The organism is Rhizobium sp. BK650 (assembly GCF_014195325.1).
Classification (GTDB): Bacteria; Pseudomonadota; Alphaproteobacteria; order Rhizobiales; family Rhizobiaceae; genus Rhizobium.
On record NZ_JACIBK010000007.1, the window covers coordinates 230,464 to 257,174 of the forward strand.

Sequence of the window (26,711 nt, forward strand, 5' to 3'; positions counted from 1 at the left end):
GAACGTGCCAACATTTTCGCCTAGTCTTGAGAAGGCGCTCCATCAGGCACTGACTTTTGCCAACGAGCGGCATCACGAATATGCGACGCTCGAGCATCTGCTGCTCGCCCTGATCGACGATGCCGATGCGGCCGCGGTCATGGGTGCTTGCAATGTCGACCTCGACGCACTCCGCAAAACGCTCATGGAATACGTCGACAACGAACTCTCCAATCTGGTCACGGGCTATGACGAGGACTCCAAGCCGACATCCGGCTTCCAGCGCGTCATTCAGCGTGCGGTGATTCATGTCCAGTCTTCGGGCCGCGAGGAGGTGACCGGTGCCAACGTGCTCGTTGCGATCTTCGCCGAGCGCGAAAGCCATGCGGCCTATTTCCTGCAAGAGCAGGAAATGACCCGCTACGACGCGGTCAACTATATCTCCCACGGCATCGGCAAGCGTCCCGGCGCATCCGAAAGTCGTCCGCCGCGCGGTGCGGAAGAAGAGTCCGAATCCAAGCCGACTGCACGCGGCAACGAGGAAGAAGGCGGGCCGAAGAAGCAGCAGGATGCGCTGAAGGCTTACTGTGTCAACCTCAACGAAAAGGCCAAAGGCGGCAAGATCGACCCGCTGATCGGCCGTAACGCTGAGGTGAACCGCACGATCCAGATCCTGTGCCGACGCTCCAAGAACAACCCGCTCTATGTCGGTGATCCCGGTGTCGGCAAGACTGCTATCGCAGAGGGCCTCGCCAAGCGTATCGTCGAAGGCAAGGTGCCTGAGGCTTTGGCCGATGCCACGATCTTCTCGCTCGACATGGGCACGCTGCTGGCTGGCACCCGTTACCGCGGTGATTTCGAAGAGCGCTTGAAGCAGGTCGTCAAGGAACTGGAAGAATATCCGGGCGCCGTGCTCTTCATCGACGAAATCCATACCGTCATCGGTGCGGGTGCAACGTCGGGTGGGGCCATGGATGCCTCGAACCTCTTGAAGCCGGCTCTGTCCTCGGGCGCGATCCGCTGCATTGGTTCGACCACGTACAAGGAATACCGCCAGTTTTTCGAAAAGGACCGGGCTCTGGTCCGCCGCTTTCAGAAGATCGACGTCAACGAGCCTTCGATCGACGATGCGATCGAGATCATGAAGGGCCTGAAGCCCTATTTCGAAGAATACCACCACCTGCGTTACTCGAACGAGGCGATCAAGACCGCTGTCGAGCTCTCGGCCCGCTATATTTCGGACCGCAAGCTGCCGGACAAGGCGATTGACGTTATCGACGAGACCGGCGCGGCACAGATGCTGCTCCCGCCGTCCAGGCGCCGGAAGCTGATCACCGAAAAGGAGATCGAAGCGACGATTGCGACGATGGCGCGCATCCCGGCGAAGACGGTCTCGAAGGATGACGAAGCCGTTCTTGCCAATCTCGAGCAGGAACTGCGCTCGGTGGTCTACGGTCAAGATGTGGCGATAGAAGCCCTGTCCACCTCGATCAAGCTGGCCCGTGCGGGTCTGCGCGAGCCGAACAAGCCGATCGGCGCCTATGTCTTCTCCGGCCCAACCGGTGTCGGTAAGACGGAAGTCGCCAAGCAGCTTGCCGCCTCGCTCGGTGTCGAGATGCTGCGCTTCGACATGTCGGAATATATGGAGCGGCATACGGTTTCCCGTCTGCTCGGCGCACCTCCCGGCTATGTCGGCTTCGACCAGGGCGGCCTTTTGACCGATGGCGTCGATCAGCATCCGCATTGCGTGGTGCTGCTGGACGAAATCGAGAAGGCGCATCCGGATATCTACAATATCCTGCTGCAGGTCATGGACCACGGCACGCTGACCGACCATAACGGCAAGAAGATCGATTTCCGCAACGTCATCCTGATCATGACGACCAATGCGGGTGCTTCGGAAATGGCCAAGGCCGCCATCGGCTTCGGTTCGTCCAAGCGCACCGGTGAAGATGAAGAGGCTCTGACGCGCCTGTTCACGCCGGAATTCCGCAACCGCCTCGACGCGATCATCCCGTTCGCGGCGCTGCCGACGGCCGTCATCCACAAGGTCGTACAGAAGTTCATCATGCAGCTGGAAGCTCAGCTCTCCGAACGCAACGTCACCTTCGACCTGCACGAGGATGCGATCGCCTGGCTGTCCGAGAAGGGCTACGACGAAAAGATGGGTGCTCGCCCGTTGGCTCGCGTCATCCAGGAAAACATCAAGAAGCCGCTGGCGAACGAAATTCTCTTCGGGAAGCTGAAGAAGGGCGGCGTCGTCAACGTCACCGTCGGCCCGAAGGAAGACGGCAAGCCCGGTCTTATTCTGGAAGCCATTCCGGAAACGGCGCCGATCAAGCCGAAGCCGGAAGCCGAACTGATTCATCCGGAAGCGGTCGATGAGGATGATGGTGAGCTGAAGACCAAACCGGTCAAGAAAACGAAGGCCAAGACCGTGCCGCGGCCTGAACCGGAAGTTCGCGATGCGCCTAAGAAGGGCACGGCGGTTCCGAAAGTTCCGCGCAAAAAGTAAGTCTTCAAAGACAGAGAATGAAAAAGGCCGTTGAAAAGCGGCCTTTTTGTTTGCGTTAGACCGTGCCGCGCAGACCGGGCGGTGCGTATGTTACGCGAGTTCAGCCTTGATCTTCTCGGCATTGGCCGCGAGCACCGCGCCGTCCTCCATCTTGCCTGAATGCGGCTTCAGCGCCACGCCCTCATGCCGTGGAATAACATGGAAATGCAGGTGAAAGACTGTTTGGCCGGCTGCCGGCTCGTTGAACTGGGCGATGAACACGCCATCGGCGTCGAAGGCTTCCTTCACCGCATTCGCGACCTTCTGAACAACGGTGATCGTGTGGGAAAGGGAAGCCGGGTCGGCATCGAAGATATTGCGGGACGGTGCCTTTGGCAGAACCAGAACATGGCCTGGCGCCTGCGGCATCACATCCATGAAGACGACGGTCTTGTCGTCCTCGTAGACGCGATACGACGGGATCTCGCCGCGCAGGATCTTGGCGAAGATGTTGTTGTCGTCATAGGCGGCGCTGGTCATGGCGAAATCTCCTCATGTTTGCCCTGATCGCGTAGCGCGGCGGAGCCAAGCGCGTCAATCCTCCTGCAACCGCTCGCCCTTGCGGAAAGGTGTATGCTCGCTCAGCAACTCATTCATATATTCGACGTCTTCGCGCTCGCGCCTGAGATAGTCGGCAATTGCGCGGCGCAGACCCGTATGGGCAATATAATGTGCCGAATGTGTCGTCACCGGCAGGTAGCCACGCGCGAGCTTGTGTTCGCCCTGCGCTCCCGCCTCCACCTTTTTGAGGCCCATTTCCAGTGCGAAATCGATCGCCTGATGATAGCAGACCTCGAAATGCAGGAAGGGGTGATCCTCGATGCATCCCCAGTGCCGTCCGTAGAGCGTATCGCCGCCGATGAAGTTGATGGCGCCTGCTATATAATGGCCGTTGCGTTTGGCCATCACTAGCAGGACGTCGTCGGCCATGCGCTCGCCAATTAGCGAATAGAATTTGCGGGTCAGATAGGGCCGGCCCCATTTGCGGCCTCCAGTATCCATATAGAAGGCGAAGAACTGGTCCCAGATGCCTTCGGTTAAATCCTTGCCCGTCAGCCAGTCGATGGTAATGCCATTCTCGACAGCCGCCCGTCGCTCCTTGCGCAGCGCCTTGCGTTTGCGGGAGGCAAGCGTCTCCAGGAACGCATCGTGATTGGCATAGCCTTCATTGATGAAATGAAACTGCTTGTCCGTGCGATGCAGATAGCCGTCGGTCTCGAACACCGACATCTCCTCCTCAGGCACGAAGGTAATATGGGCCGAGGAGATATCGAGGCGGCGTACGACCTCCTTGAGACTTTCCGCCATAGCATTCTGAAGCGGCAGGCGCGCAAAGCCATCAGCCACGAGCAGGCGCGGGCCGGTCGCCGGCGTGAAGGGGATCGAGCACTGCAGCTTCGGATAATAGCTGCCGCCAGCGCGTTCAAAGGCGTCGGCCCAGCCATGATCGAAGACATATTCGCCCTGGCTATGGTTCTTGAGGTAGCCGGGCAGGGCGCCGACCAATTCACCCTTGTCCGTCTCGAGAAGCATGTGATGGCCAAGCCAGCCGGTCTGCGCGGTGGCTGAGCCGGATTCCTCCAGCGACGAGAGAAAGGCATGCGAAACGAAAGGGTTATAGGCGATGGTATCGCAGCCCCTTGAAGCTCCCGAAAGCCTGGACCAGCTCTCGGAAGAGATTTCGGTGAATGATCGCTCGATGCGAATGGAAAGTTCGTCTGACAATTCGTCTGTCATGAAACAAATGGAAAGCCGTTGGGAGGAGGGAGCGGGCTCCCTCCTTAGTCTGCGCATGATCTTGTCGAAAAAGCGAGCGTCAAACCGCCGCGTGCGGATCAAAGCCCTCGAAAGTCATCTGGTCGGCATTGTCGAAAGTGCGCTTGCGGGCCTCTTCGTCACGTACCGTCCAGGTGATGACCGGAATGCCCTTGTCGCGCTGGCCGGCAATGAAGGGGTTCGGCAGATCGGCATAATAATAGGAGATGAAATCGAGACCGAGCCCCATCGCCTTCTCGTGCGTGGCATATTCCTCCGACGTATTGCCGTTGGCGGTCAGGCCGACCGGGTAGGGGGCGTTGAGGTCTTTGAGGTCCTTCAGCAGCCAATGGTCGAAGCTCATCAATGCGACCTTGCCGTCATAACCTTCGAGCACTTCGAGAACGGCTTCGGCAAAACCCTCGTCGTCGGCTTCACGACCCTTGAGTTCCAGTACCAGCGGTACCTTGCCCTGCACGAGGTTGAGAAGCTGCTTCAGCGTCGGCACCTTGTCTCTGGTGCCGCCGACAGCGATCAGCCCGAGCTCTTTGGAGGTCCGCTCACGCACGTCACCCTTGAGGTTGCAAAGACGCTCCAGGTCTTCATCGTGGAAGACGACCGGAACGCCATCCGAGGCGTAATGCAGATCACATTCGATGGCGAAACCCGCTTCGACGGCGCGTGAGAAGGCCGAGAGCGTATTTTCCCAGATGGCGTTGTTGAGGTCATGATAGCCGCGATGTGCGACCGGCAGCTCCTTGATCCAGGCAGCGTTCGTCATCACGCGATTTCCATGATAGCATCGATTTCAACTGCAGCAGCAAGCGGCAGGGCCGCCATGCCGACGGCGGCGCGGGCATGCTTGCCGGCTTCGCCGAGCACGCCGGCGATCAGGTTCGAAGCGCCGTTGATGACGAGGTGCTGCTCGATAAAATCAGGTGCTGACGCAACGAAGCCGTTAAGCTTGATGACGCGGCGGATGCGGCCGAGATCGCCGCCAAGGGCTGCCTTTGCTTGCGCTAGAATATTGATGGCGCAAAGCTCTGCGGCGCGCTGGCCGGCGGCAACGTCGACATTCTTGCCGAGATGGCCTGACACAGCGAGCTTGCCGCCTTCGAGCGGCAGTTGGCCGGAAATGGTGAGAAGATTGCCGCTGATGACATAGGGGACATAATTGGCGGCAGGTGCTGCAGCTTCGGGCAGGGTTATCCCCATTTCCGACAGGCGCTTGGCGATTTGGTCGGACATTTTCGTCTCCGCTTTTGTTGTCAATTCTTCAAAAATTATGCATCAAGGCTAGAATCTCTAATGTGATAGCGTCGAGCCTTGACCTGGCCGCCTCGATTTGGCCGAAACGGTTCTTATAACATCGCGGACGAGTCCAACAGGAGTTAGTGAATGTTCCGGTCGTTACTTGCCGCTCTTTTCCTCGCAAGCGTCTCCGCCAATGCCTCGGCGGCTGCGCCGGCGACGAGCGCTGCAATCGCGACCGGGCTCGTCGCTCACCGCGCCGTCTATGATTTGGAACTGAAGGACGCCTCGGAGCGCTCCGGCATCGCCTCAATGTATGGCCGCATGGTCTATGAGTTCGACGGCAATTATTGCGAAGGCTTCACCACCAATTTCCGCTTCGTCACCCAGATCGACACTGGCGACAGCGTGCGCGTCAGCGACCAGCAGACGAAGACTTTCGAGAGCCTGAAGGATGGGAAGTTTACGTTCGATACCAAATCCTTCACCGACGACCAGCTCGACAAGGAAGTCAACGGCGCGGCTGAGGACAAGCCGGAAGGTGTGAAGGTCGATCTCACGCAGCCGGCCAGCCGCGAGCTGCAGCTCGCCGAAAGCCGCTTCCCGACCGAGCACATGCTTGACGTCATCCAGAATGCCAAAGACGGCAAGCGCTTCTTCGAGGCCCGCGTTTTCGACGGTTCCGACGATGGCGACAAATCTCTGGTCACCACGACCATTGTCGGCAAGCAGGAAACGCCGGTTGCTGATGAGGCTGATGCCGGTAATGCCGGCCAGTTTTCCAAGACCGCATTCTGGCCGGTGACGATCTCCTATTTCAACGAGAATGCCAAATCGGACACGCTGCCTGTCTACCGCATGTCGTTCAAACTTTACGAGAACGGCATCACGAGGGACCTGACGATGGATTACGGGGATTTCGTTCTGTCCGGCAAGCTTGCCAAGCTTGAGCTGCTCGATAAGAAGGCTGCTCCGACCTGCCAGTAAGGCTGCGTTGCGACAAGGTAAGCTACTGTCATAATTTCCAGTGCGGCTAAACTTTTGCCCTGCAGATGAGTCTTCGTGGGTCGGGTTTTGTGGAAATTTGCCTTTCCGATTCCGCATAGTGGTTGGCCATTTGCTGCCCGCCGAGATCCATGCCGTCTTGCCGGTCCCGGATGCCGTCCCTATTGAACATGCTGGAAAGTGGAGCCGCCGGCACTTATGTTGTCGCGCGCTTCCAGGCAGATTTTTTGCCACAAGCCTTGCTTTTGCGGAAAATCGAATGTAAGGGCACCGCATTCCACACGTAAGGCATGGGATCGTCCGGGAGAAATCCGGCTTTTCCGCCCGGTGGCATCTTCGATGAAGATGCTGTTCGCCTTGCGGAGGTTCAACCGGAAAAGGAGTAACAAGGCATGGCATTGCCTGATTTTTCTATGCGCCAGCTTCTAGAAGCAGGCGTCCACTTCGGTCACCAGACGCACCGCTGGAACCCGAAGATGAAGCCGTACATTTTCGGCGATCGTAACAACATCCACATCATCGACCTGGCTCAGACCGTTCCGATGCTGTCTCGGGCCCTGCAGGTCGTGTCCGACACCGTCGCTCGCGGCGGCCGCGTTCTCTTCGTCGGCACAAAGCGTCAGGCTTCCGAGCTGATCGCTGACTCGGCCAAGCGTTCTGCCCAGTACTACGTCAACTCGCGTTGGCTCGGCGGCATGATGACGAACTGGAAGACGATCTCCAACTCGATCCAGCGCCTGCGCAAGCTCGACGAAATCCTCGGCTCCGAGCAGTCGGGCTACTCCAAGAAGGAGCGCCTGAACCTCGAGCGCGAACGCGAAAAGCTTGACAAGGCCCTCGGCGGTATCAAGGACATGGGCGGCACGCCGGACCTGATGTTCATCATCGACACCAATAAGGAAAAGATCGCGATCGACGAAGCCAAGCGCCTCGGCATTCCGGTCGTCGCCATCATCGACTCGAACTGCGATCCGGACCTGATCGACTATCCGATCCCGGGCAACGACGACGCTTCGCGCGCCATCGCTCTCTACTGCGACCTGATCGCACGCGCTGCCATCGACGGTATCGCCCGTCAGCAGAGCGCATCAGGCCGCGACCTCGGCGCATCGACGGAAGTTCCGCTCGAGCCGGCGCTCGATGAGGCAGCCGAAGCCTGATAAAGCAGGCGGAGTAAAACTCCGCCAAAGCTTGCAACGATTGGGAAAGGCCGCTGGCGACTCTCAGAAGTTCGGCGGCCTTGCCTGTTTCAGGGAGAAGCTCACAGCTTTTGCCCCGACGAATTCTGCTATGATGCGTCTTCATAACGCTGTCATACATACAGGTACATTTCGTGCCTCAATCCGGTGCCGCGCCGCGTCCTGCGGCCCACCGTATAAACCGACAAGAGGAAGCTTATGACCGAGATTACGGCTGCACTGGTGAAGGAACTGCGCGAAAAGTCTGGCGCAGGCATGATGGACTGCAAGAAGGCGCTGACCGAGACCAACGGCGACATCGAAGCCGCCATCGACTGGTTGCGCGCCAAGGGCATCTCCAAGGCCGACAAGAAGTCCGGCCGCGCTGCCGCTGAAGGCCTGGTCGCTATTGCCGGCGCCGGTCACAAGGCTGTGGTCATCGAACTCAACTCCGAAACCGACTTCGTTGCCCGCAACGACGCCTTCCAGGACCTCGCTCGCGGCGTCGCCGAAGTTGCGCTCTCCACCGATGGCACGGTTGAAGCCATTTCGGCTGCGACCTATCCGGCATCCGGCAAGCCGGTCGCCGACACCATCAAGGAAGCGATCGCAACAATCGGCGAGAACATGACGCTTCGCCGTGCAGCCAAGCTGGAAGTCGAGCACGGCGTTGTTGCGACCTACATCCACAATGCTGCCGGCGACGGCATCGGCAAGCTCGGTGTTCTAGTCGCGCTGAAGTCGGCTGGTGACAAGGCTGTCCTGACCTCGGTCGGTCGCCAGGTTGCCATGCACATTGCTGCGACGAACCCGCTGGCGATCCGCGCCGAAGAAGTCGACGCTGCCGTCGCCGAGCGCGAACGCAACGTCTTCATCGAACAGTCCCGCGCTTCCGGCAAGCCGGAAGCCATCATCGAGAAGATGGTGGAAGGCCGCATGCGCAAGTTCTTCGAGGAAGTCGCTCTTCTCTCGCAGGCTTTCGTCATTAACCCGGACCTGACGGTCGGCGCTGCGATCAAGGCAGCCGAAAAGGAAGCCGGCGCTACGATCGAAATCACCGGCATGGCACGCCTGCTCCTCGGCGAGGGCGTCGAGAAGGAAGAGACTGATTTTGCAGCTGAAGTTGCTGCTGTCGCTAAGGGTTGATCTTTCAGCCATATTTGGGAAAACCGAAGGGCATCGCGTGACAACGCGATGCCCTTCGTGTATCGGGCATTGGCGGCAATTTACGAGGAGCCAACATGACGTCGGAACCAATCTATAAACGTGTTCTACTCAAGGCTTCCGGGGAAGCCATGATGGGTGCCCAGGGATTCGGGATCGACGTTGCGGTAGCGGACCGCATCGCGTCCGACATTGCCGAGGCAAGGCAGATGGGTGTCGAGGTCGGCGTCGTCATTGGCGGCGGCAACATCTTTCGCGGCGTGGCGGTCGCATCCAAGGGCGGCGACCGCGTCACCGGCGACCACATGGGCATGCTGGGGACCGTCATCAACGCGCTGGCGCTGGCAACATCGTTGCGCAAGTTGAACATCGACACAGTGGTTCTCTCGGCAATTTCCATGCCGGAAATCTGCGAAAGCTTCTCGCAGCGCGCCACGCTTTATCATTTGTCTTTGGGCAGAGTGGTGATCTTTGCGGGCGGCACCGGCAATCCCTTCTTCACGACTGATTCTGCCGCAGCGCTCCGCGCCGCCGAAATGGGTGCTGAGGCGATCTTCAAGGGCACGCAGGTGGACGGCATTTATACCGCTGACCCGAAGAAGGATCCGACGGCGACCCGTTTCGACCACCTTAGCCATAAGGAAGTTCTGGACAGGGGCCTTGCCGTGATGGATGTCGCAGCCGTTGCGCTGGCGAGAGAAAATTCCATTCCGATCATCGTTTTCTCGATCCATGAGAAAGGGCGTTTCGGTGAAATCTTGACGGGCGGTGGTCTCAAGACCATCGTATCCGACAACTGATAGAGGCTGCGCCGCTGCCGGCGCAAATCCTCGAGACGGGAGCATAGACATGAGTGAAGGTATCGATATCAAGGAACTGAAGCGCCGCATGGATGGCGCCATTTCCGCATTCAAGAGCGATATTGCATCGCTGCGCACCGGCCGTGCTTCGGCCAATATTCTCGATCCGGTGACGATCGAAGCCTATGGCTCGCGCATGCCGCTGAACCAGGTTGCCAACATCACCGTGCCGGAGCCGCGCATGCTAACGGTCTCTGTCTGGGACAAGAGCATGGTCGGCGCCGTTGACCGTGCGATTCGTGAATCGAATCTTGGCCTGAATCCGATCGTCGACGGTCAGAACCTTCGCATTCCGCTGCCGGAGCTCAATGAAGAGCGCCGCAAGTCGCTCGTCAAGGTGGCGCACGATTATGCCGAAAAGAGTAAGGTTGCGATTCGCCATGTTCGCCGCGACGGCATGGACAGCCTTAAGAAAGCCGAAAAGGATGGCGTAATCGGCCAGGACGAAAGCCGGGCACAGTCGGACCGCGTCCAAAAAATGACGGACGAGACGATTTTGGAAATCGACCGCTTGCTTGGTGAGAAAGAAAAGGAAATCATGCAAGTCTAGTATACTTGCGTCCCCGCCAAGAAAGACCGGACGGAATATGTCGGAAACCTCATTTTTGACTGCGCCAGAACATGTTGCCATCATCATGGATGGCAACGGTCGTTGGGCAAAGCAGCGCGGCATGCCGCGAACGATGGGACACCGCAGGGCGGTCGAGACCGTTCGCCAGACCGTGCGCACTGCCGGTGATCTGGGCATCAAATATCTGACGCTCTTCGCCTTCTCCTCGGAGAACTGGCGGCGCCCGGAAGCCGAGGTCTCCGATCTCCTCGGTCTTCTGAAGGCCTTTATTCGCAGCGATCTCGCCGAGCTGCATCGGCAGAATGTGCGCATCAGGGTGATCGGCGACCGCTTCAACCTGCGCAGCGACATCCTCACGCTTCTGCTCGAGGCCGAGGAGACGACCAAAGCCAACACGGCGCTGACACTCGTCATCGCCTTCAACTATGGCTCTCGCGATGAGATTGCCCGCGCCATGATGAGCCTCGCCAAGGATGTGGAGGAGGGGCGCTTGAGATCGCAGGACATCACGCCTGCGTTGATCAACGCCCGGCTCGATACCGCCGGCATCCCGGACCCTGATCTCATCATCCGAACCAGCGGCGAGGAACGGCTTTCCAACTTCCTGCTGTGGCAGGCTGCCTATTCGGAGTTCGTTTTCCTGCCGGAATATTGGCCGGACTTCAGCCGGGAACTTTTCCTTTCGGCACTCGAGAAATTTGCCTCGCGTGATCGCCGCTTCGGCGGATTGTCCGCGCAGGCTGCAGCAGTGAACACCTGATGAAGCGGGAACTGAAGCTCCGCATCGTTTCAGGCCTGATTCTCGCGACCGTTGTTCTTGCCGCCACTTGGTATGGGGGCTTCATTTTCCGCATCGTGGCGGCGGCAATCGCGCTTCTGATATATTACGAATGGTCGACGATAACAGGCATCGCGCGAGACCCGGTCACGAACGTCCTTGGCTGGGCGGGTGAGGCGCTGGTAGCCCTGCTCGTTCTGGCCGGCGCGTACGAATATGCCTTGGGAATGCTGGTCGCGCTGACCGCTCTTGGCATCGCCATGGTTTTCCTGCACCGGGCCAGCCGCTGGTTTGCGCCAGGGCTTTTATATGCCGGCGGCACCGGACTGGCGCTTGCAGCGATCCGCGGCGATGAAACCGTTGGCCTCTATGCGATGCTCTTCATCTTTGCCGTGGTCTGGGCGACCGATATTCTCGCCTATTTCGTGGGGCGCGCGATTGGCGGCCCAAAGCTTGCTCCGCGCATATCGCCCGGCAAGACTTGGTCGGGGGCTGTCGGCGGCGCCATTTCGGCCGTCATCGCCGGAGCCGTCATTGTTCATGTTCTCGTTCCGGAAGCCCAGGATCGTGCCGCGGTGATCGCCCTCGTCCTCTCCGTCTTCAGCCAGTCAGGCGATCTTTTCGAAAGCTTCATTAAACGAAAATTCGGTGTCAAGGACTCCAGCCGTCTCATTCCGGGGCATGGCGGCGTCATGGACCGCGTCGATGGACTGATTTTCGCCTGTTTTTCAGCGTTCTTGCTTGCTGGCCTCTTTTCGCTGATAAAGGGTGGCGGAGTGACGTCGCTCGGCGCGGCATTGTTCGGCCTGTGATCGATACGCCAGATAGAAGAAGGAAGTCATGGAAGCGGTGACCGGCATATTCGGTTTTTTGACGGGCTACATCGTCCCCTTCGTCATCGTGCTGTCGCTGCTCGTTTTCGCGCATGAAATGGGCCACTATCTCGTCGGGCGCTGGAGCGGTATCCGCATCCTTGCCTTTTCCGTCGGCTTTGGACCGGAGATCGCCGGTTTCACCGATCGCCACGGAACCCGCTGGAAGATTTCGGCAATCCCGCTGGGCGGCTATGTCCGATTCTTCGGCGACGAAGATGCGTCAAGCAAACCGGATACCGACAAATTGGCGTCGATGACGGAAGAGGAGCGCGAGCGTTCCTTCGCCGGCGCAAAGTTGTGGAAACGTGCTGCAACCGTCGCGGCCGGTCCGATCGCCAATTTTATCCTGGCGATTGCTATCTTCACTGTCCTTTTCGCGGTCTATGGCCGCACGGTGTCCGATCCCGTCGTCGCGGAAGTGAAGCCGGATAGTGCCGCTGCGGCAGCCGGCGTGCTCCCGGGCGACCTGCTCGTCTCCATAGACGGTACAAAGGTCCAGACTTTCGACGACGTGCGTCGTTATGTCAGCATCCGGCCGAACCAGAATATCGTCGTGACCGTCGAGCGTAACGGCGAAAAGATGGATCTGCCTATGGTGCCGCAGCGCACGGATATCACCGACCAGTTCGGCAACAAGATCGAGATCGGCCTGATTGGTATTGTCACGAACGAAGAGGTCGGCCACTTCCGTCTGCAGACCTTCACGCCGCTCGAAGCGCTGGGTGAAGGTGTGAACCAGACCTGGCATATTGTGACCGGCACCTTCAAATATATTGGTAACTTGCTCACTGGATCGATGAAAGCCGACCAGTTGGGCGGTCCGATCCGCGTGGCGCAAGCTTCGGGCCAGATGGCTACGCTTGGAATAGGCGCGTTACTTCAGCTTGCGGCGGTTTTGTCGGTTTCGATTGGATTGCTGAATTTGATGCCGGTTCCGGTACTTGATGGCGGCCACCTGATGTTCTATGCGGTGGAAGCGGTCAGGGGACGGCCGCTGGGTTCTTCGGCTCAGGAAATTGCGTTTCGCATTGGTCTGGCCATGGTGCTTACATTAATGGTTTTTGCGACCTGGAATGACATTAGCGCGCTCATCGGCTAGCGCGTAAAAATGAGGGAAAATTACTGTTTATTTACGATGTTTCAAAGCTGTAGTGGCGAATGGGTCACGCTTCGAAATGAAGTAAACAGAAATTAACTGGCTCCCTTGCTTGTATGTCAAAAGCGGGTAAAACGACACACGTGGCCGGAATCGGGGCTTCCCGGGACCGGAGACGAGGGAAAAAGGTAATGGGTGAAATGAAGGCTGGTTCAAGATTTTTGAACGCAGTATCGGCGATTGCGCTGTCTGCTGGTGTTGTTGCTTCTGGCGCAGGTGCTTTGACTTTCGTTTCGGCTACGGCTGCGGAAGCTGCCGTCATTCAGCGGATAGATGTCCGTGGTGCAAGCCGTGTCGGTGCAGAGGCCGTCCGTTCGAACCTCACCATTACGCCTGGTAAGAGCTTCTCCAACACTGATATCGATGACTCCGTGAAGCAGCTTTACGGCACCGGGTACTTCTCTGACGTCAAAATCTCGGTTTCCGGCAGCACCCTTGTAGTCAACGTTCAGGAAGCGCAGCTCGTCAACCAGGTCGTCTTCAACGGCAACCGCAAGGTCAAGGACGACAAGTTGGCAGCCGTCGTCAAGACGCATGCCGCCGGTCCCTTCAACGATGCGCAGATCCAGGCTGATATCGCAGCGATCAAGGAAGCCTATGCCGCAACCGGGCGCAGCGAAGTCGAAGTGACGACGCAGGTCGTGCCGCTTGGCGAAGGCCGGGTCAATCTTGCTTTCGTGATCAACGAGGGCGACCGCACCAAGATCGATGCCATCAATTTCGTCGGCAATCACGCTTATAGCGCCGGCCGTCTCGCGGCTGTCATTCAGACCAAGCGTTCGAACTTCCTCTCGTTCCTGACCCGCAAGGATGTCTATAACGAAGACAAGATGCACGCTGACGAAGATGCGCTGCGCCAGTTCTATTACAATCGCGGTTATGCCGACATGCGCATCGTTTCTTCCGATGCTGCTTTCGATGAAGCCACAAACAAGTACACACTGACCTTCAATATCGAAGAAGGCCCGCGCTACGACTTTGGCCCGGTCAGCGTTCAGTCGACCGTTGAAGGTGTCGATGCGCAGCAGCTGCAGTCGCTCGTCAAGACCCGCGAAGGGCAGGTCTACAGCGCCAAGGAAGTCCAGAAGTCCATCGAGGCTATTTCGGACCAGGTTGCTTCCGCCGGTTATCCCTTCGCGCGCGTCACGCCGCGCGGCAACCGCGACCTGAATAACAATACGATCGGCGTCGAATATCTCGTTGATCAGGGCGAGCGCGCTTACGTCGAGCGTATCGAAATCCGCGGCAACAGCCGCACACGCGATTACGTTATCCGCCGCGAGTTCGATCTCAGCGAAGGCGACGCCTTCAATCAGCAGATGATCACCCGCGCAAAGCGCCGTCTCGAAGCGCTCGGCTACTTCTCCTCGGTCAACATCTCGACTCAGCCGGGCAGTTCGCCTGACCGCGTCGTCATCGTTGTCGACGTACAGGATCAATCGACGGGTTCGTTCGGTATCGGTGCCGGTTACGCTGCAGGCGGCGACGGCCTGCTGCTCGAAGCTTCGATCGAAGAAAAGAATTTCCTCGGTCGCGGCCAGTATATCCGTATTTCGGCCGGCGGTGGTCAGGAAGGCTCGCGCGCTTACGGTCTTAACTTCACCGAACCTTATTTCCTCGGTTATCGCCTCGCTGCCGGTTTCGACATCAATCACTCGGAAACGTCGAGCAACGACAACTATGATTATCAGGAAACCAGCGTGGTCCTGCGCGTAACGGCGCCGATCACGGAAGATCTGGCGACGACGTTCCGCTATAATTACAAGCAGATGAAGTACGATGCCAGCGGAAGCAATCTGGCTGATTTGTCCGCTACCTATCAGAACCTGGTTGAGGAAAGCCCGTGGACGCGGTCTTCCGTATCGCAGACGCTGACCTACAATACGCTGGATGACACCGTCCTGCCGCGCGAAGGTATTTATGCCACCGCAACGCAGGAAATTGCCGGCCTCGGCGGCGACTCTCAGTACTACAAGATCTACGGTAAGGCCCGTTACTACCATCTGCTCGCTGACGATGCCGACATTATCGGTTCGCTCTCGGCGTCAGCTGGTTATGTCGTCGGCTTCGGCGATCACCTGAACGTCTTCGACCAGTTCACGCTCACCAATTCCGATATTCGCGGCTTTGAGAACAAGGGTATCGGCCCGCGCATCACCAATCCGGACGATCCGCTGGGCGGTACGACCTATTTCACTGCGTCTGCTGAAGCGACGTTCCCGATGCCGGGCTTCCCGCGCGACTTCAACCTGCGCGGCGCCGTCTTCGCAGATGCCGGCACGCTGTTCGGCAATGATGTCGAGCTCCTCGGTTCGGATACTGCGCAGGGTACGGACGCGCAGCTGCGTGCTTCTGTCGGCCTCGGCCTTATCTGGCAGTCGCCCTTCGGCGCCCTGCGCGTCGACTACGCGATCCCGGTTGTGAAGGAAGACTTCGACAAGACCCAGCGCTTCAAGTTTGGCATTAACAACCAATTCTGATATCGGCAGTCCGGAACTGTAAATTTCAATTCCGTTCTGGAGTTTTGCCGATGGAGCAAAATGGTTTTTTTCCGCCCCATGAAGGCGTGAAGCTCGTTGAGTTGGCGCAATTTCTTGGGGCGGAACTTGGTGATTTCGCGCATGCCGATGTCATCATCCGCTCGGTCTCTCCGATAGCCAGGGCAAGGGAGGGGGATATCTGTTATATCCTCTCTCGCCGCAATCGTGATGAACTGCTGAGCTGCGAAGCTTCGGCCGTGATCTGCGACAAGGCGCTTGCCGAGCTGGTGCCGCCGCATATTCCCGTGGTGATCTCTTCCAATCCGCATGCCGCCTTTGCTATGGCCGGCGGGTATCTCTATCCCGCTGCTCTTAAGCCAGTGACGTTTTCGTCCGGCGAGACGGAGATCGCGCAGAGCGCCATCATCGATCCGACTGCGCGGCTTGAGAAGGGCGTGATCGTCGAGCCGATGGCGATCATCGGCCCGGGCGCTGAGATCGGCGAAGGCACGCGCATCGGCGCTCAGTCGATCATCGGTCCCAATGTCAAGATCGGCCGCAACGGCTCGATCGCGACAGGCGTGAGCATCCTCTGTGCGCTCATCGGGAATGGCGTCATCATCCATAATGGTGTCCGTATCGGCCAGGACGGATTCGGCTATGCGCCAGGTCCGCGTGGCATGATCAAGATCGTGCAGATCGGTCGCGTCATCATCCAGGATAATGTCGAAATCGGCGCCAATACAACGATCGATCGTGGCGCTATGGACGATACCGTTATTGGCGAAGGAACCAAGATCGACAACCAGGTCCAGGTCGGCCACAACGTCCGCATCGGCCGCCATTGCGCTATCGTTTCACAGGTTGGTCTTGCCGGCAGCACGATTGTCGGCGATGGCGTGCAGATCGGTGGTCAGGTTGGCCTGAAAGGTCATATCACCATTGGCGACGGCGTCCAGATCGCTGCAAAAAGCGGTGTCATGACCGACCTTCCTGCGGGTGGCCGCTATGGCGGAATACCTGCACGTCCTCTAAATGAATATCTGAAAGAAGTCGCCCAGCTCATGGTAAAATCCGGAGCGCGCGGGAAAAAGGGAGGCAAGAATGACTGAGGAAACAGCCAGCGCGCTTTCTTCGGCGGATATCATGGAGATCATGAAGCTGCTGCCGCATCGCTATCCGTTTCTGATGGTCGACAAGATTGTCGATATCGACGGCGACAACGCCGCTGTGGGCATCAAGAATGTGACGGTCAACGAGCCGCATTTCACCGGCCATTTCCCGGAGGCGCCGATCATGCCGGGCGTTCTGTTGGTCGAAGGCATGGCGCAGACGGCGGGTGCGATCTGTGCTAAGAAAGAGGGACAAACCGGCAACCTCGTCTATTTCATGACGATCGACAACGCCCGCTTCCGCAAGCCGGTCGTGCCGGGCGACCGCGTTGAATTTCACGTGCAGAAAATCAAGCAACGCGGCAATATCTGGAAATTCCATTGCGACGCAAAGGTGGATGGCGCGCTTGTCGCCGAGGCCGATATCGGCGCGATGATCGTACGTAAGGACAACGCATGAGCATGATCGCCGAAAGCGCCAGAATTCATCCGATGGCCGTAGTCGAGGACGGCGCGACGATCGGTGAAGGCGTGGTCATCGGCCCGTTCTGTCATGTCGGTTCCAAGGTCACGCTTCACGACAATGTCGAGCTGATCAGTCACGTGGTTGTGCTCGGGGTGACGACCGTTGGCGCCGGTACGCGGATATTTCCATCGGCTGTCATCGGCGGCGACTCCCAGAGCGCTCGTCACAGCGCCGTGGACACCACCCTGATCATCGGGCGCAACTGCACGATTCGCGAAGGCGTCACGATGAACACCGGTACTGTCGAACATGGCGGCTCGACAACCGTGGGCGACAACAGCCTGTTCCTCGCCTATTCGCACGTCGCCCATGATTGCCGAGTCGGCAACCATGTCATCATGTCGAATAACGTCATGCTGGCCGGCCATGTTACAATCGGCGATCACGCGATCATCAGTGGCGGTGCGGCCGTGCACCAGTTCACCCGTGTCGGCAAATATGCTTTCGTCGGTGGACTTTCCGCCGTCAGTTACGATGTCATCCCTTACGGCATGCTGAACGGCAATCCTGGTATCCTGAGCGGTCTCAACGTCGTCGGCATGACGCGCGCCGGCGTTGATCGCGCTGTTATTCACACGGTTCGCCGCGCCTATAAGGCGATCTTCGAGGGGCCCGGTTCAATCCGCGAGAATGCCGCCCAGATTCGCAGCGAATATGCCGATTGCGAACAAGTGATCGAGATCCTCGATTTCATCGCAGCTGAGAGCGATCGCGCGCTGTCTTCGCCGAGCCGGGGGCAAAAGGGCTGATCCGTGGCTTCCGCCGGTGACACCACTGAAGGCCGGCTGGCGATTATTGCCGGCGGCGGCCTTCTGCCGTCCTATGTCGCCGAGGCTGCGCGTTCGGCCGGAGAAAACCCTGTTATCGTCATCCTGAAGGATGAGGGTGATCGTCGCTGGGATGGCTTCGATCACGCCACGATCGGCATCGGCGATTTTGCTGCGCTCGACGGGCTTTTCAGGAAATACCGTATTGACCGTGTGGTCATGTCCGGCAGCGTGCGCCGCCGGCCTGAGTGGCGCGAGGTGCGGCCGACGTTGCGGATCCTCCGCAAGGTTCCCGCTGCCATTCGCACGCTATTGTCCGGCGGCGACGACACTGTTCTGCAGATGGTCATCAAGCTGATCGAAGGTGAAGGCCTGCGCGTCGTCGGCGCGCATGAGATCGCCCCCAATCTTCTCGCGACCGTCGGCCCGCTCGGCGCTGTTTCTCCCAGCGACGACGATAGGCGCGATATCGCGCGCGCTGGCGAAGCGGCCGAGGCACTTGGCCGCCTCGATATCGGGCAGGGCGCGGTTTCGATTGGCGGACGCATCGTCGCCGTTGAAGGCGTCGAAGGCACAGATGGTATGCTCGACCGGGTGGGGGTCCTGAGGGGGGCAGGCCGGATTTCGCAGCGCCGGCGCGGCGTGCTCGTCAAGCTTTGCAAGCCGCAGCAGGATATCCGCGCAGACTTGCCGGCGATCGGCGTATCGACCGTGCTCAATGCCAAGGCCGCCGGCCTTGCCGGCATCGCCATAGAGGCCGGCCGGTCGCTGGTGCTCGATCGCGAGGCATTGATCAAAGCGGCGGACGAGAATGGTTTGTTCGTTTGCGGCATCGACAAGGGATTGCCGGGATGGGGGCTTCGATGACTGAGAGACCGCTGAAGATTGCCGTCATTGCCGGCGAAGTCTCCGGCGATCTCTTAGGCGCTGATCTCATTGCCGGGCTCAAGAGAATCCATCCCGGACCGATAGAGCTGGTCGGTGTCGGCGGCGAGGGTCTGCAAAGTCAAGGATTGAAATCGCTCTTCGATTTTTCCGAGCTTTCCATCATGGGCATCACGCAGGTGTTGGCAAAGCTGCCGAAGCTTTGGTCGCTCATTCGCCAGACGACGGCCGCGGTCATTGCGGCAAAGCCGGATATCCTCCTCATCATCGACAGCCCCGATTTTACCCATCGCGTTGCAAAGCGCGTGCGCACGGCACTGCCTGACTTGCCCGTCGTCAACTATGTCTGTCCGAGTGTCTGGGCATGGAAGGAATATCGGGCCCAGCGCATGCTCGCTTATGTCGATCATGTGCTGGCGGTGCTCCCGTTTGAGCCCGCAGCAATGCAGCGCCTCAATGGACCGGCGACCACTTATGTCGGACATCGCCTGATTGCTGATCCAGCGGTTCTGGAGACGCGTCGCCTGCGTGACGGTCGGCAGCCCGGCAACGGTACGATCCTGCTTCTTCCCGGCTCGCGTTCCTCTGAAATCAAGAAGCTTCTGCCCTATTTCGAGGTTGCAGCCCAGGAACTCGTCGCCCGCAATGGCCCGATGCGGTTCATTCTGCCGACCGTGGCGCACAAGGAAGCCCTTGTGCGAGAAATAACGGCGGGATGGACGGTCAAGCCTGACATCGTCGTCGGTGCCGAGGCGAAGTGGAAAGCCTTCGCCGAAGCCGATGCGGCCATGGCGGCATCCGGCACCGTAATCCTCGAATTGGCGCTTGCCGATGTGCCCGTCGTATCTGCCTACAAGGTGGATTGGATCATGCGCCTGCTCACTTCAGGCATCAAAACCTGGACCGGCGCGCTGCCCAACCTGATCGCAGACTATGCGGTCGTGCCGGAATATCTGAACGACATCGTTCGCGGCCAGAGCCTCGCGCGCTGGATGGAGCGACTTTCCGCGGACACCTATCAGCTCAAAGCGATGAAGGAAGGCTACGAGCTCATCTGGCGGCGCATGCAGACGGAGACGCCGCCTGGTGAGCACGCGGCGCAGATCTTGCTCGATGTCATCGCCAACAAAAAAACCGGCCATCTCTGACCGGTTTTCTTTTTGTTTTGTCGCAGCGCTTAGCGCTTGGACACTGGTACGTAATCGCGCTTCGGTTCGCCGATATAGAGCTGACGCGGACGGCCGATGCGTTGCTCCGGATCCTCGATCATTTCGTTCCACTGCGCGATCCAGCCAACGGTGCGAGCCAGAGCGAAGAGAACGGTGAACATCGTGGTGGGGAAGCCAAGAGCCTTCAGCGTGATGCCCGAGTAGAAGTCGATGTTCGGATAGAGCTTCTTCTCGATGAAATATTCATCGGTCAGAGCGATGCGCTCCAGTTCCATAGCGACTTCGAGAAGCGGATCGTCTTTGATGCCGAGTTCGCCGAGAACTTCATGCGTGGTCTTCTGCATGATCTTGGCGCGCGGATCATAGTTCTTGTAGACCCGATGACCGAAGCCCATCAGGCGGAACGGATCGTTCTTGTCCTTGGCGCGAGCAATATATTCCGGAATGCGCTCAACCGAGCCGATTTCGGTCAGCATGTTGAGAGCTGCTTCGTTGGCGCCGCCATGAGCCGGGCCCCAGAGGCACGCAATGCCGGCGGCAATGCAGGCGAACGGGTTTGCGCCCGACGAACCGGCGAGGCGAACCGTCGAGGTCGAAGCGTTCTGCTCGTGATCGGCATGCAGGATGAAGATGCGATCCATCGCGCGGGCGAGCACAGGATTGACCACATATTCTTCGCATGGGACGGCAAAGCACATGCGCAGGAAATTGGACGCGTAATCCAGATCGTTCTTCGGATAAACGAAGGGCTGGCCGATATGGTACTTGTAAGCCATGGCGGCAAGCGTCGGCATCTTGGCGATCATGCGCAGGCTGGCGACCATCCGCTGGTGCGGATCGGTGATGTCGGTCGAGTCGTGATAGAAGGCCGAAAGTGCGCCGACGCAGCCGCACATGACGGCCATCGGATGTGCGTCACGGCGGAAGCCGGTGAAGAAGCGGCTCATCTGTTCGTGCACCATGGTGTGGTGCGTAACGCGGTAGTCGAAGTCTTTCTTCTGAGCGGCAGTTGGCAGTTCGCCGTAGAGCAGCAGGTAGCAAACTTCCAGGAAGTCGCCGTGTTCGGCAAGCTGCTCGATCGGATAACCGCGATGCAGCAGAACGCCTTCGTCACCATCGATATAGGTGATCTTCGATTCACAGGATGCGGTCGACGTAAAGCCCGGGTCGTACGTGAAGGAAGCCGTGTTCTTGTAGAGTGCACCGATATCGATGACGTTAGGCCCAACCGTGCCTTTTCGCACGGCGAGGTCGACTGATTTGTCACCGATTTTGATTGTAGCGCTTTGATCCGTCATGCTGATCCTCCGGGGGTGGCGGTTGGCGCCGCAAAAGCGCCATAAGGGTTAAGCGTCCTAAGCGATAGCTATATGATCGCGAAGCTAATGCCAAGTTACCGTGACGCCATTTTGTGCACCGCGGCATCATCTTTTAGGCAGTGCAGCGATGACCTGAATGCATACCAGAACACCATGATTTGACTGGATTTTCGGCGCCGCAAATTTTTCTGGTATTTCAATCGATTATTGTTTGCGCGTTTTCATCTCTGGTTGCATTCTGTGGCCATCCGGGGGCGGGTCCAGGCGATATGACGGTGTTCGAGACAAGAGAACGGCAGACCCAATCCATTGATCAAAAGATGGATTTTATTGCCGCCGGCCCGCGCGCCGTTGTGACGCAACCCGCCCGGACACAAGCCGCAGTTCCGTTCCGAAGGCGATTATTAACCGGCACGAAACGGTATATCGAGCTATCGGCGCGCATGATGTCTGAGGAGGCTGGGCATGGTCGCCTTGTCTTGTTCTCTCCCGTCTTCCTCGGAGCAGGTGCCGCAACCTGGTTTTTGACGGCTGCGGATTTTCCCGCCATGTCGCTTTTGCTCTGTCTGCTTGTTCTTGTCATTGCTGTTATTCTCAGCGGCCATGCCCGTCCGAAGCTGCGCGCGACTTTGCTCGCCGTGCTTCTCTTTGTCAGCGGAATGCTTTCCGCACAGGTCGAAACCTGGCTGGATCGCACGCTCATCCTGGATTCCGCCGTGACGACAACGGTGACCGGCCGTATCGAACGCCGCGAAGGCGATGGGCCGGGCCGATGGCGTTATATCCTTGGCGTCAGCGGCACGAGCGCTCCCGAAGTCAAGCGCCCGCCTGAACGCATTTCGGTGCTTGTCCGTGGCGCCAAACAGGCTTTCGAGCTTGGCGACGTCATCGAGGGCAGGGCACGTCTGACGCCTCGCGCGGGACCGGCGCTTCCGCAGCTGCATGATTTTGCCTTCAGCTCTTATTATGACGGCATTGGCGCCAATGGCTTTTTCTTTGGCGCTCCGAAGAAAGTCGCATCTCAGCCGATGCAAGAAGGCTCGGTTGGAGAGATAATGCTCGAATGGCTCTTCCGCCTGAGAAGTGGCATCGGCGATCGAATACGCTCCATCCTGCCTGGCGATACCGGCGCCTTTGCCGCGTCTCTTGTCACCGACGAGAGACGCGCGATCTCCGATGAAACAACCGAGGCGCTGCGTCAGTCCGGTCTCGCGCATATCGTTGCGATTTCCGGCCTCAACATGGCGTTATCGGCCGGGATATTCTATGTCGGTCTGCGCGTCTTCCTCAGCCTGTTTTCGGGCGTCGCCCAGGCTTGGCCGATCAAGAAGATCGCCGCAGCCGGTGCGCTTGCGGCAGTAACAGCCTACTATCTGATCTCCGGCTTTGCCGTCTCCGCCGAACGTGCCTTCATCATGATGGCGATCATGTTGATTGCCGTCTTTTTCGACCGGCCTTCGATCAGTCTCAGAAACGTGGCGCTGTCCGCTCTCGTGATCCTTGGAGTCTCGCCATCGGAGGTGTTGGGGCCAAGCTTCCAGATGTCCTTTGCCGCAACCCTCGCCCTGGTCGCCGGCTACGACCTCTGGAAAGGACGACCGATACGGGACAATGCCTTCGCCAAGCTGCCGGTCATGAAGCCGATCTTCATGGTCGGCGGTTTCTTTGGCGGCATCTTTTTGACCTCGCTGATTGGAGGCTTTTCGACCGCATTGTTTTCGATCGAGCATTTCCATCGGCTGACCGCCTACGGGCTGCCGGCAAATCTTGCGGCCATGCCGGTCATCTCCTTCATCGTCATGCCGTTTGGCATGATGGCGATGTTGCTGATGCCCTTTGGGCTCGACGGTCCGTTCTGGCAGGTCGCGGGCTTCGGCCTCGATCTGGTGATCAAAATCGCAAAGACGGTGTCGAACTGGGGCGGCAATATCGATGTCGGCCGTTTGCCCGCTTGGTATTTTCCGACGGCGGTCTTCGGGTTCCTGCTGCTGACGCTGCTGAAAACCCGGTTGCGGCACGCGGGTACGGCAATCGTCGCCGCCTCGACGCTGACTGTCGCGTTGCTGCCGGACCGCTCGGCACCTGATGTCGCCATAGCTGAAGACGGCGGCCTGGTCGCTATCGTCAATGGCGAGGTGATAGCTTCGAACCGCGAAAAACCGCCTTCTTTCATCTTCCAGCAGTGGCAGCGGGCACTTGCGATCGAGGAACATCAGAAACCGATCATCGTCGAAGGTGTCGAGGCGCCTGTGGCGCGCGAAGGCAAAAGGCTGAAGTTTTCATCAGAGCAGCAGGATGAAGCCAGAGAGGTGATGATACAGGCAGTAGCCACTGGTCCGCCATTGCGCTTCTCCTGTCTGAAGGACGCTTGGTGTACCGCCTCGCTCAAGAACGGTAAGCAGCTGACGGTCATCAACAACGCAGCTTATCTCGGGCCGGCCTGCGATACGGCGGACATCGTCGTCACGCCTGTTCGTCTGCGCTTTGATCACTGCCGCTCCGGCGCAATGCTCTTTACTGGCGAGACGCTGCGCAAAACCGGTTCAGTCGAACTTCGTTTTACGGAGAAGGGGATCGAGATCGCAACCGCCTTCGATACATTGCTGCGACCCTGGATGCGTCACCGCGCCTATGATTGGCGCAGCGACACATTTACTGACGCCAGCCTGTCATCGATCAGTGATAGCGGCGAATGAGACCGACGAGCTTTCCCTGGACCTTGACGCGATCCGGTGGGAAGATGCGGGTCTCGTAAGCGGGGTTTGCGGCTTCGAGCGCAATCGATGCGCCCTTGCGGCGGAAGCGCTTGAGCGTCGCTTCCTCGTCATCGACAAGCGCGACAACGATATCGCCTGGATTGGCCGTGCTGCCGTTGCGGATGATGACGGTGTCGCCATCGAAAATGCCGGCTTCGATCATCGAGTCGCCGCGAACTTCGAGCGCATAATGTTCGCCCGCGCCCAGCATGTCAGAGGGAACGGTGATGTCATGCGTATTGTTCTGGATTGCCGAGATCGGCACCCCCGCGGCGATGCGGCCCATGACCGGAACGGAGACGGCATTGCCGTTGTCGGCAGCAGGTGCCGGCTTCGCTGAAGCGGGTGGCGCAACAGGCTGCGGTTTGCCAAGGCTGCCTTCGATGACGCTTGGCGAGAAGCCGCGTCGCGGCTGCAGGCTCGGGTTATAGGCCTCCGGCAATTTGATGACTTCGAGCGCACGCGCCCGGTTCGGAAGCCGGCGAATGAAGCCGCGCTCTTCCAGCGCAGTGATCAGCCGGTGAATGCCGGATTTTGAAGCCAGATCCAGGGCATCCTTCATCTCGTCGAAAGATGGTGGAACGCCGGATTCCTTCATCCTTTCATGAATGAAAAGAAGAAGTTCCTGTTGTTTGCGTGTGAGCATGGCGTGTACCCCAGTATCGAAACAAATCCAGAACAGACACTATATGTTCCATATGTGTTCCGCAAGTGGCTAAATTTTCGTAAAACTTCTGTTCATTCTGCTGATAATTTTATTTTTTCCGGGAAAGCCGCCGGGCCTTGCCTCGCAACGTCTGTCGAAGCACATCATCGGGACGATGACAGGAGAGTAGCTGATGACCCAAGAGACGCTTCCGATCGATCATCTCGTTTTGCCGGTTACCGACATCGCCCTTGCACGCGAAAGGCTGGGCAAACTGGGCTTCACCGTCGCGCCGGATGCGCGTCATCCCTTCGGCACGGAGAACGCCTGCGTTTTCTTCGCGGACAAAACCTATCTCGAGCCATTGGGCGTTGCGAGCGCCGAAGAGAGCGAGGAGACGGCGCGCGAAGGCAATGTCTTCACCGCCCGCAATCAAGCTTTCCGTTTCCGCTGCGGCAGCGAGGGACTGTCGGCCATCGCCTTTGCGACAGCGGATGCAAAGCGCGAACATGCTCGATTTGTAAAGGGCGGCATCAGCGCTGGCTCTGTGTTGCAGTTCGAACGTCCGGTGAAAATGCCCGATGGTGCAGAGAGTGTTGCCGGCTTCCGGCTCGCCTTCGCGGGTGACCTCCGGGCGCCGGACTTCTTTCTCTTCGCTGTGGAGCGCGTCAACCCGCTTCCGACCGACCGCAGCGCTCTGGAGACCCATGCCAATGGCGTGACGGCCATTGTCGAGATCGCGGTCGCGACACCCGAGCCGACAGCCTTCGGCGAGTTCGTTCGCTCGGCGGCAAAAGCCGCTTCTGCCGATGTCACGAGTTTCGGGCTGGAGCTGCCCACCGGAAACGCAAAGATCAGCCTGATGACCCCAGAGGGACTGGAGGGCTATTTCGATCTGGCGACGCCGGATACCGATCGCGGCCTACGCGGCCGGGCGATCCTCTTTGCGGTTGGCGATCTGGCCGTGACAGAAGCGCATTTGGCTGCTAACGGGGTGACCTATACACGCAAGGGCAATCGTATTCTTGTGAAGCCCGCGCCCGGACAGGGCGTGCTCTTCGCCTTCGAGGAAACATCATGAGTTCCAATACCAATGCAGAGGTCCGGATCGGCGAAGGCGCTGGCCAGGTTCTGTTTTCCAATTCTGCCAAGCTTTCGCTCATCGCAGGTCCGTGCCAGATGGAGAGCCGCGAGCATGCCTTCATGGTCGGCGGCACGCTGAAGGAGCTTTGCGATAAGCTCGGTATCGGCCTCGTCTACAAGACCTCCTATGACAAGGCGAACCGCACTTCGATTTCCGCCAAGCGCGGTATTGGCCTCGAAAAGGCGATGGAAGTTTTCGACGACCTCAAGAAGGAATTCGGCTTTCCTGTGCTAACGGACGTTCATACGGCAGAACAATGCGCCATCGTCGCCGAAACCGTCGACGTGCTGCAGATCCCGGCCTTCCTCTGCCGCCAGACAGATCTTCTCGTTGCCGCTGCCAAGACCGGCCGCGTCGTCAACGTCAAGAAAGGTCAGTTCCTGGCTCCCTGGGACATGAAGAACGTACTCGGCAAGCTGAATGCCAGCGGCAATCCGAATGTACTGCTTTGCGAGCGCGGCGCTTCCTTCGGCTACAACACTCTGGTTTCCGACATGCGTTCCCTGCCGATAATGGCGGCGATGGGCGCTCCTGTTATCTTCGATGCCACGCATTCCGTCGCCCAGCCGGGCGGGCAGGGCGACTCCTCCGGCGGCCAGCGCGAATTCGTTGAAACGCTGGCGCGTGCTGCCGTTGCAGCCGGCGTTGCGGGTGTCTTCATCGAAACTCATGAGGATCCGGACAACGCCCCTTCCGACGGCCCGAACATGGTCTATCTCAAGGATATGCCGCGGCTTCTGGAAAAGCTGCTGGCCTTTGACGCGGTCGCCAAGGGCTGACA

24 protein-coding genes are annotated in these 26,711 nt (G+C 58.8%); 18 read left to right on the forward strand and 6 right to left on the reverse strand.

Annotated features, from left to right (window positions below; genetic code table 11):
- Window positions 1-4: 4 nt before the first annotated feature.
- Entirely contained in the window at window positions 5-2,494 is a 2,490-nt protein-coding gene (gene clpA, locus FHX15_RS18720; RefSeq protein ID WP_184399716.1) for an ATP-dependent Clp protease ATP-binding subunit ClpA, read from the forward strand.
- Between the two features lie 90 nt (window positions 2,495-2,584).
- Here the strand turns inward: clpA and FHX15_RS18725 are convergent, their stop codons facing one another.
- From FHX15_RS18725 to FHX15_RS18740, 4 genes are all read right to left on the reverse strand, one after another.
- Window positions 2,585-3,013 carry an HIT family protein gene (locus FHX15_RS18725; protein WP_184399718.1) on the reverse strand — a complete coding sequence of 143 codons (429 nt, stop codon included), beginning with the start codon at window positions 3,011-3,013 and terminating at the stop codon, window positions 2,585-2,587.
- 54 nt (window positions 3,014-3,067) lie between these two features.
- A complete protein-coding gene (locus tag FHX15_RS18730; RefSeq protein WP_184399924.1) occupies window positions 3,068-4,258 on the reverse strand; it encodes a GNAT family N-acetyltransferase in 1,191 nt (396 codons plus the stop codon).
- A gap of 91 nt (window positions 4,259-4,349) precedes the next feature.
- The gene (locus FHX15_RS18735; RefSeq protein WP_184399720.1) at window positions 4,350-5,069 is read right to left on the reverse strand and encodes a glycerophosphodiester phosphodiesterase; all 720 of its coding nucleotides are present in this window, start codon (window positions 5,067-5,069) and stop codon (window positions 4,350-4,352) included.
- On the reverse strand, window positions 5,069-5,536 hold the full coding sequence (locus FHX15_RS18740) for a RidA family protein (protein ID WP_184399722.1): 468 nt from the start codon (window positions 5,534-5,536) through the stop codon (window positions 5,069-5,071). Before FHX15_RS18740 ends, FHX15_RS18735 begins: the two co-directional genes overlap by 1 nt.
- Before the next feature lie 150 nt (window positions 5,537-5,686).
- On the opposite strand from FHX15_RS18740, the gene FHX15_RS18745 reads away from it, so the two are divergent.
- The 14 genes from FHX15_RS18745 to lpxB all read left to right on the forward strand — a co-directional run bounded on the left by FHX15_RS18745 (window position 5,687) and on the right by lpxB (window position 20,044).
- Window positions 5,687-6,526, forward strand: coding sequence for a cell envelope integrity EipB family protein (locus FHX15_RS18745; protein ID WP_184399724.1), 840 nt, complete (start codon window positions 5,687-5,689; stop codon window positions 6,524-6,526).
- A 410-nt stretch (window positions 6,527-6,936) separates the two neighbouring features.
- Entirely contained in the window at window positions 6,937-7,704 is a 768-nt protein-coding gene (gene rpsB, locus FHX15_RS18750) for a 30S ribosomal protein S2 (RefSeq protein WP_184399726.1), read from the forward strand.
- A gap of 237 nt (window positions 7,705-7,941) precedes the next feature.
- Window positions 7,942-8,868 carry a translation elongation factor Ts gene (tsf, locus tag FHX15_RS18755; RefSeq protein WP_184399729.1) on the forward strand — a complete coding sequence of 309 codons (927 nt, stop codon included), beginning with the start codon at window positions 7,942-7,944 and terminating at the stop codon, window positions 8,866-8,868.
- Between the two features lie 95 nt (window positions 8,869-8,963).
- Window positions 8,964-9,686, forward strand: a complete 723-nt coding sequence (gene pyrH / locus FHX15_RS18760) for a UMP kinase (protein WP_184399731.1) — start codon at window positions 8,964-8,966, stop codon at window positions 9,684-9,686.
- Between the two features lie 49 nt (window positions 9,687-9,735).
- The gene (gene frr, locus FHX15_RS18765) at window positions 9,736-10,296 is read left to right on the forward strand and encodes a ribosome recycling factor (RefSeq protein ID WP_184399733.1); all 561 of its coding nucleotides are present in this window, start codon (window positions 9,736-9,738) and stop codon (window positions 10,294-10,296) included.
- Window positions 10,297-10,333: 37 nt separating this feature from the next.
- Window positions 10,334-11,077 (forward strand): isoprenyl transferase, encoded by a 744-nt coding sequence (locus FHX15_RS18770; RefSeq protein ID WP_184399735.1) that lies wholly within the window; start codon window positions 10,334-10,336, stop codon window positions 11,075-11,077.
- Entirely contained in the window at window positions 11,077-11,907 is an 831-nt protein-coding gene (locus FHX15_RS18775) for a phosphatidate cytidylyltransferase (RefSeq protein WP_184399737.1), read from the forward strand. The genes FHX15_RS18770 and FHX15_RS18775 overlap by 1 nt, the downstream gene beginning before the upstream one ends.
- A gap of 28 nt (window positions 11,908-11,935) precedes the next feature.
- Window positions 11,936-13,069, forward strand: coding sequence for an RIP metalloprotease RseP (gene rseP / locus FHX15_RS18780; protein ID WP_184399739.1), 1,134 nt, complete (start codon window positions 11,936-11,938; stop codon window positions 13,067-13,069).
- Window positions 13,070-13,266: 197 nt separating this feature from the next.
- Window positions 13,267-15,606, forward strand: coding sequence for an outer membrane protein assembly factor BamA (gene bamA, locus FHX15_RS18785; protein WP_184399925.1), 2,340 nt, complete (start codon window positions 13,267-13,269; stop codon window positions 15,604-15,606).
- Window positions 15,607-15,656: 50 nt separating this feature from the next.
- Window positions 15,657-16,718, forward strand: coding sequence for a UDP-3-O-(3-hydroxymyristoyl)glucosamine N-acyltransferase (gene lpxD, locus FHX15_RS18790; protein ID WP_184399741.1), 1,062 nt, complete (start codon window positions 15,657-15,659; stop codon window positions 16,716-16,718).
- Entirely contained in the window at window positions 16,711-17,178 is a 468-nt protein-coding gene (gene fabZ, locus FHX15_RS18795; RefSeq protein WP_184399743.1) for a 3-hydroxyacyl-ACP dehydratase FabZ, read from the forward strand. The genes lpxD and fabZ overlap by 8 nt, the downstream gene beginning before the upstream one ends.
- A complete protein-coding gene (gene lpxA / locus FHX15_RS18800) occupies window positions 17,175-17,993 on the forward strand; it encodes an acyl-ACP--UDP-N-acetylglucosamine O-acyltransferase (protein ID WP_184399745.1) in 819 nt (272 codons plus the stop codon). The genes fabZ and lpxA overlap by 4 nt, the downstream gene beginning before the upstream one ends.
- 3 nt (window positions 17,994-17,996) lie before the next feature.
- Window positions 17,997-18,878 (forward strand): LpxI family protein, encoded by an 882-nt coding sequence (locus FHX15_RS18805; protein ID WP_184399748.1) that lies wholly within the window; start codon window positions 17,997-17,999, stop codon window positions 18,876-18,878.
- Window positions 18,875-20,044, forward strand: a complete 1,170-nt coding sequence (gene lpxB, locus FHX15_RS18810; RefSeq protein WP_184399750.1) for a lipid-A-disaccharide synthase — start codon at window positions 18,875-18,877, stop codon at window positions 20,042-20,044. Before FHX15_RS18805 ends, lpxB begins: the two co-directional genes overlap by 4 nt.
- Window positions 20,045-20,073: 29 nt before the next feature.
- On the opposite strand, the gene gltA is transcribed toward lpxB, so the two are convergent.
- Entirely contained in the window at window positions 20,074-21,363 is a 1,290-nt protein-coding gene (gene gltA, locus FHX15_RS18815) for a citrate synthase (RefSeq protein ID WP_184399752.1), read from the reverse strand.
- 290 nt (window positions 21,364-21,653) lie between these two features.
- Here gltA and FHX15_RS18820 point away from each other — a divergent pair, with 290 nt between their 5' ends.
- Window positions 21,654-24,080: a ComEC/Rec2 family competence protein gene (locus FHX15_RS18820; RefSeq protein ID WP_184399755.1), complete on the forward strand. Its 2,427-nt coding sequence runs from the start codon at window positions 21,654-21,656 to the stop codon at window positions 24,078-24,080.
- Here FHX15_RS18820 and lexA read toward each other — a convergent pair.
- Entirely contained in the window at window positions 24,061-24,786 is a 726-nt protein-coding gene (gene lexA / locus FHX15_RS18825) for a transcriptional repressor LexA (RefSeq protein ID WP_184399757.1), read from the reverse strand. The two genes, FHX15_RS18820 and lexA, sit on opposite strands and share 20 nt — an antisense overlap.
- Before the next feature lie 193 nt (window positions 24,787-24,979).
- On the opposite strand from lexA, the gene FHX15_RS18830 reads away from it, so the two are divergent.
- Window positions 24,980-25,867: a VOC family protein gene (locus FHX15_RS18830; protein WP_184399759.1), complete on the forward strand. Its 888-nt coding sequence runs from the start codon at window positions 24,980-24,982 to the stop codon at window positions 25,865-25,867.
- Complete coding sequence (gene kdsA, locus FHX15_RS18835) at window positions 25,864-26,709, forward strand: 3-deoxy-8-phosphooctulonate synthase (protein ID WP_184399762.1); 846 nt, start codon at window positions 25,864-25,866, stop codon at window positions 26,707-26,709. The genes FHX15_RS18830 and kdsA overlap by 4 nt, the downstream gene beginning before the upstream one ends.
- Window positions 26,710-26,711 lie beyond the last annotated feature (2 nt).

Excerpts from the sequence above, each read along its gene's own strand:
- tsf (WP_184399729.1), top strand. The coding sequence starts at position 7,942 with ATGACCGAGATTACGGCTGCACTGGTGAAGGAACTGCGCGAAAAGTCT.
- FHX15_RS18745 (WP_184399724.1), top strand. The coding sequence starts at position 5,687 with ATGTTCCGGTCGTTACTTGCCGCTCTTTTCCTCGCAAGCGTCTCCGCC.
- frr (WP_184399733.1), top strand. The coding sequence starts at position 9,736 with ATGAGTGAAGGTATCGATATCAAGGAACTGAAGCGCCGCATGGATGGC.
- bamA (WP_184399925.1), top strand. The coding sequence starts at position 13,267 with ATGAAGGCTGGTTCAAGATTTTTGAACGCAGTATCGGCGATTGCGCTG.
- rpsB (WP_184399726.1), top strand. The coding sequence starts at position 6,937 with ATGGCATTGCCTGATTTTTCTATGCGCCAGCTTCTAGAAGCAGGCGTC.
- FHX15_RS18740 (WP_184399722.1), bottom strand. The coding sequence starts at position 5,536 with ATGTCCGACCAAATCGCCAAGCGCCTGTCGGAAATGGGGATAACCCTG.
- kdsA (WP_184399762.1), top strand. The coding sequence starts at position 25,864 with ATGAGTTCCAATACCAATGCAGAGGTCCGGATCGGCGAAGGCGCTGGC.
- FHX15_RS18820 (WP_184399755.1), top strand. The coding sequence starts at position 21,654 with ATGACGGTGTTCGAGACAAGAGAACGGCAGACCCAATCCATTGATCAA.
- lexA (WP_184399757.1), bottom strand. The coding sequence starts at position 24,786 with ATGCTCACACGCAAACAACAGGAACTTCTTCTTTTCATTCATGAAAGG.
- lpxB (WP_184399750.1), top strand. The coding sequence starts at position 18,875 with ATGACTGAGAGACCGCTGAAGATTGCCGTCATTGCCGGCGAAGTCTCC.
- gltA (WP_184399752.1), bottom strand. The coding sequence starts at position 21,363 with ATGACGGATCAAAGCGCTACAATCAAAATCGGTGACAAATCAGTCGAC.
- FHX15_RS18775 (WP_184399737.1), top strand. The coding sequence starts at position 11,077 with ATGAAGCGGGAACTGAAGCTCCGCATCGTTTCAGGCCTGATTCTCGCG.
- FHX15_RS18830 (WP_184399759.1), top strand. The coding sequence starts at position 24,980 with ATGACCCAAGAGACGCTTCCGATCGATCATCTCGTTTTGCCGGTTACC.
- rseP (WP_184399739.1), top strand. The coding sequence starts at position 11,936 with ATGGAAGCGGTGACCGGCATATTCGGTTTTTTGACGGGCTACATCGTC.
- FHX15_RS18770 (WP_184399735.1), top strand. The coding sequence starts at position 10,334 with ATGTCGGAAACCTCATTTTTGACTGCGCCAGAACATGTTGCCATCATC.
- lpxD (WP_184399741.1), top strand. The coding sequence starts at position 15,657 with ATGGAGCAAAATGGTTTTTTTCCGCCCCATGAAGGCGTGAAGCTCGTT.
- FHX15_RS18725 (WP_184399718.1), bottom strand. The coding sequence starts at position 3,013 with ATGACCAGCGCCGCCTATGACGACAACAACATCTTCGCCAAGATCCTG.
- pyrH (WP_184399731.1), top strand. The coding sequence starts at position 8,964 with ATGACGTCGGAACCAATCTATAAACGTGTTCTACTCAAGGCTTCCGGG.
- FHX15_RS18735 (WP_184399720.1), bottom strand. The coding sequence starts at position 5,069 with ATGACGAACGCTGCCTGGATCAAGGAGCTGCCGGTCGCACATCGCGGC.
- fabZ (WP_184399743.1), top strand. The coding sequence starts at position 16,711 with ATGACTGAGGAAACAGCCAGCGCGCTTTCTTCGGCGGATATCATGGAG.
- lpxA (WP_184399745.1), top strand. The coding sequence starts at position 17,175 with ATGAGCATGATCGCCGAAAGCGCCAGAATTCATCCGATGGCCGTAGTC.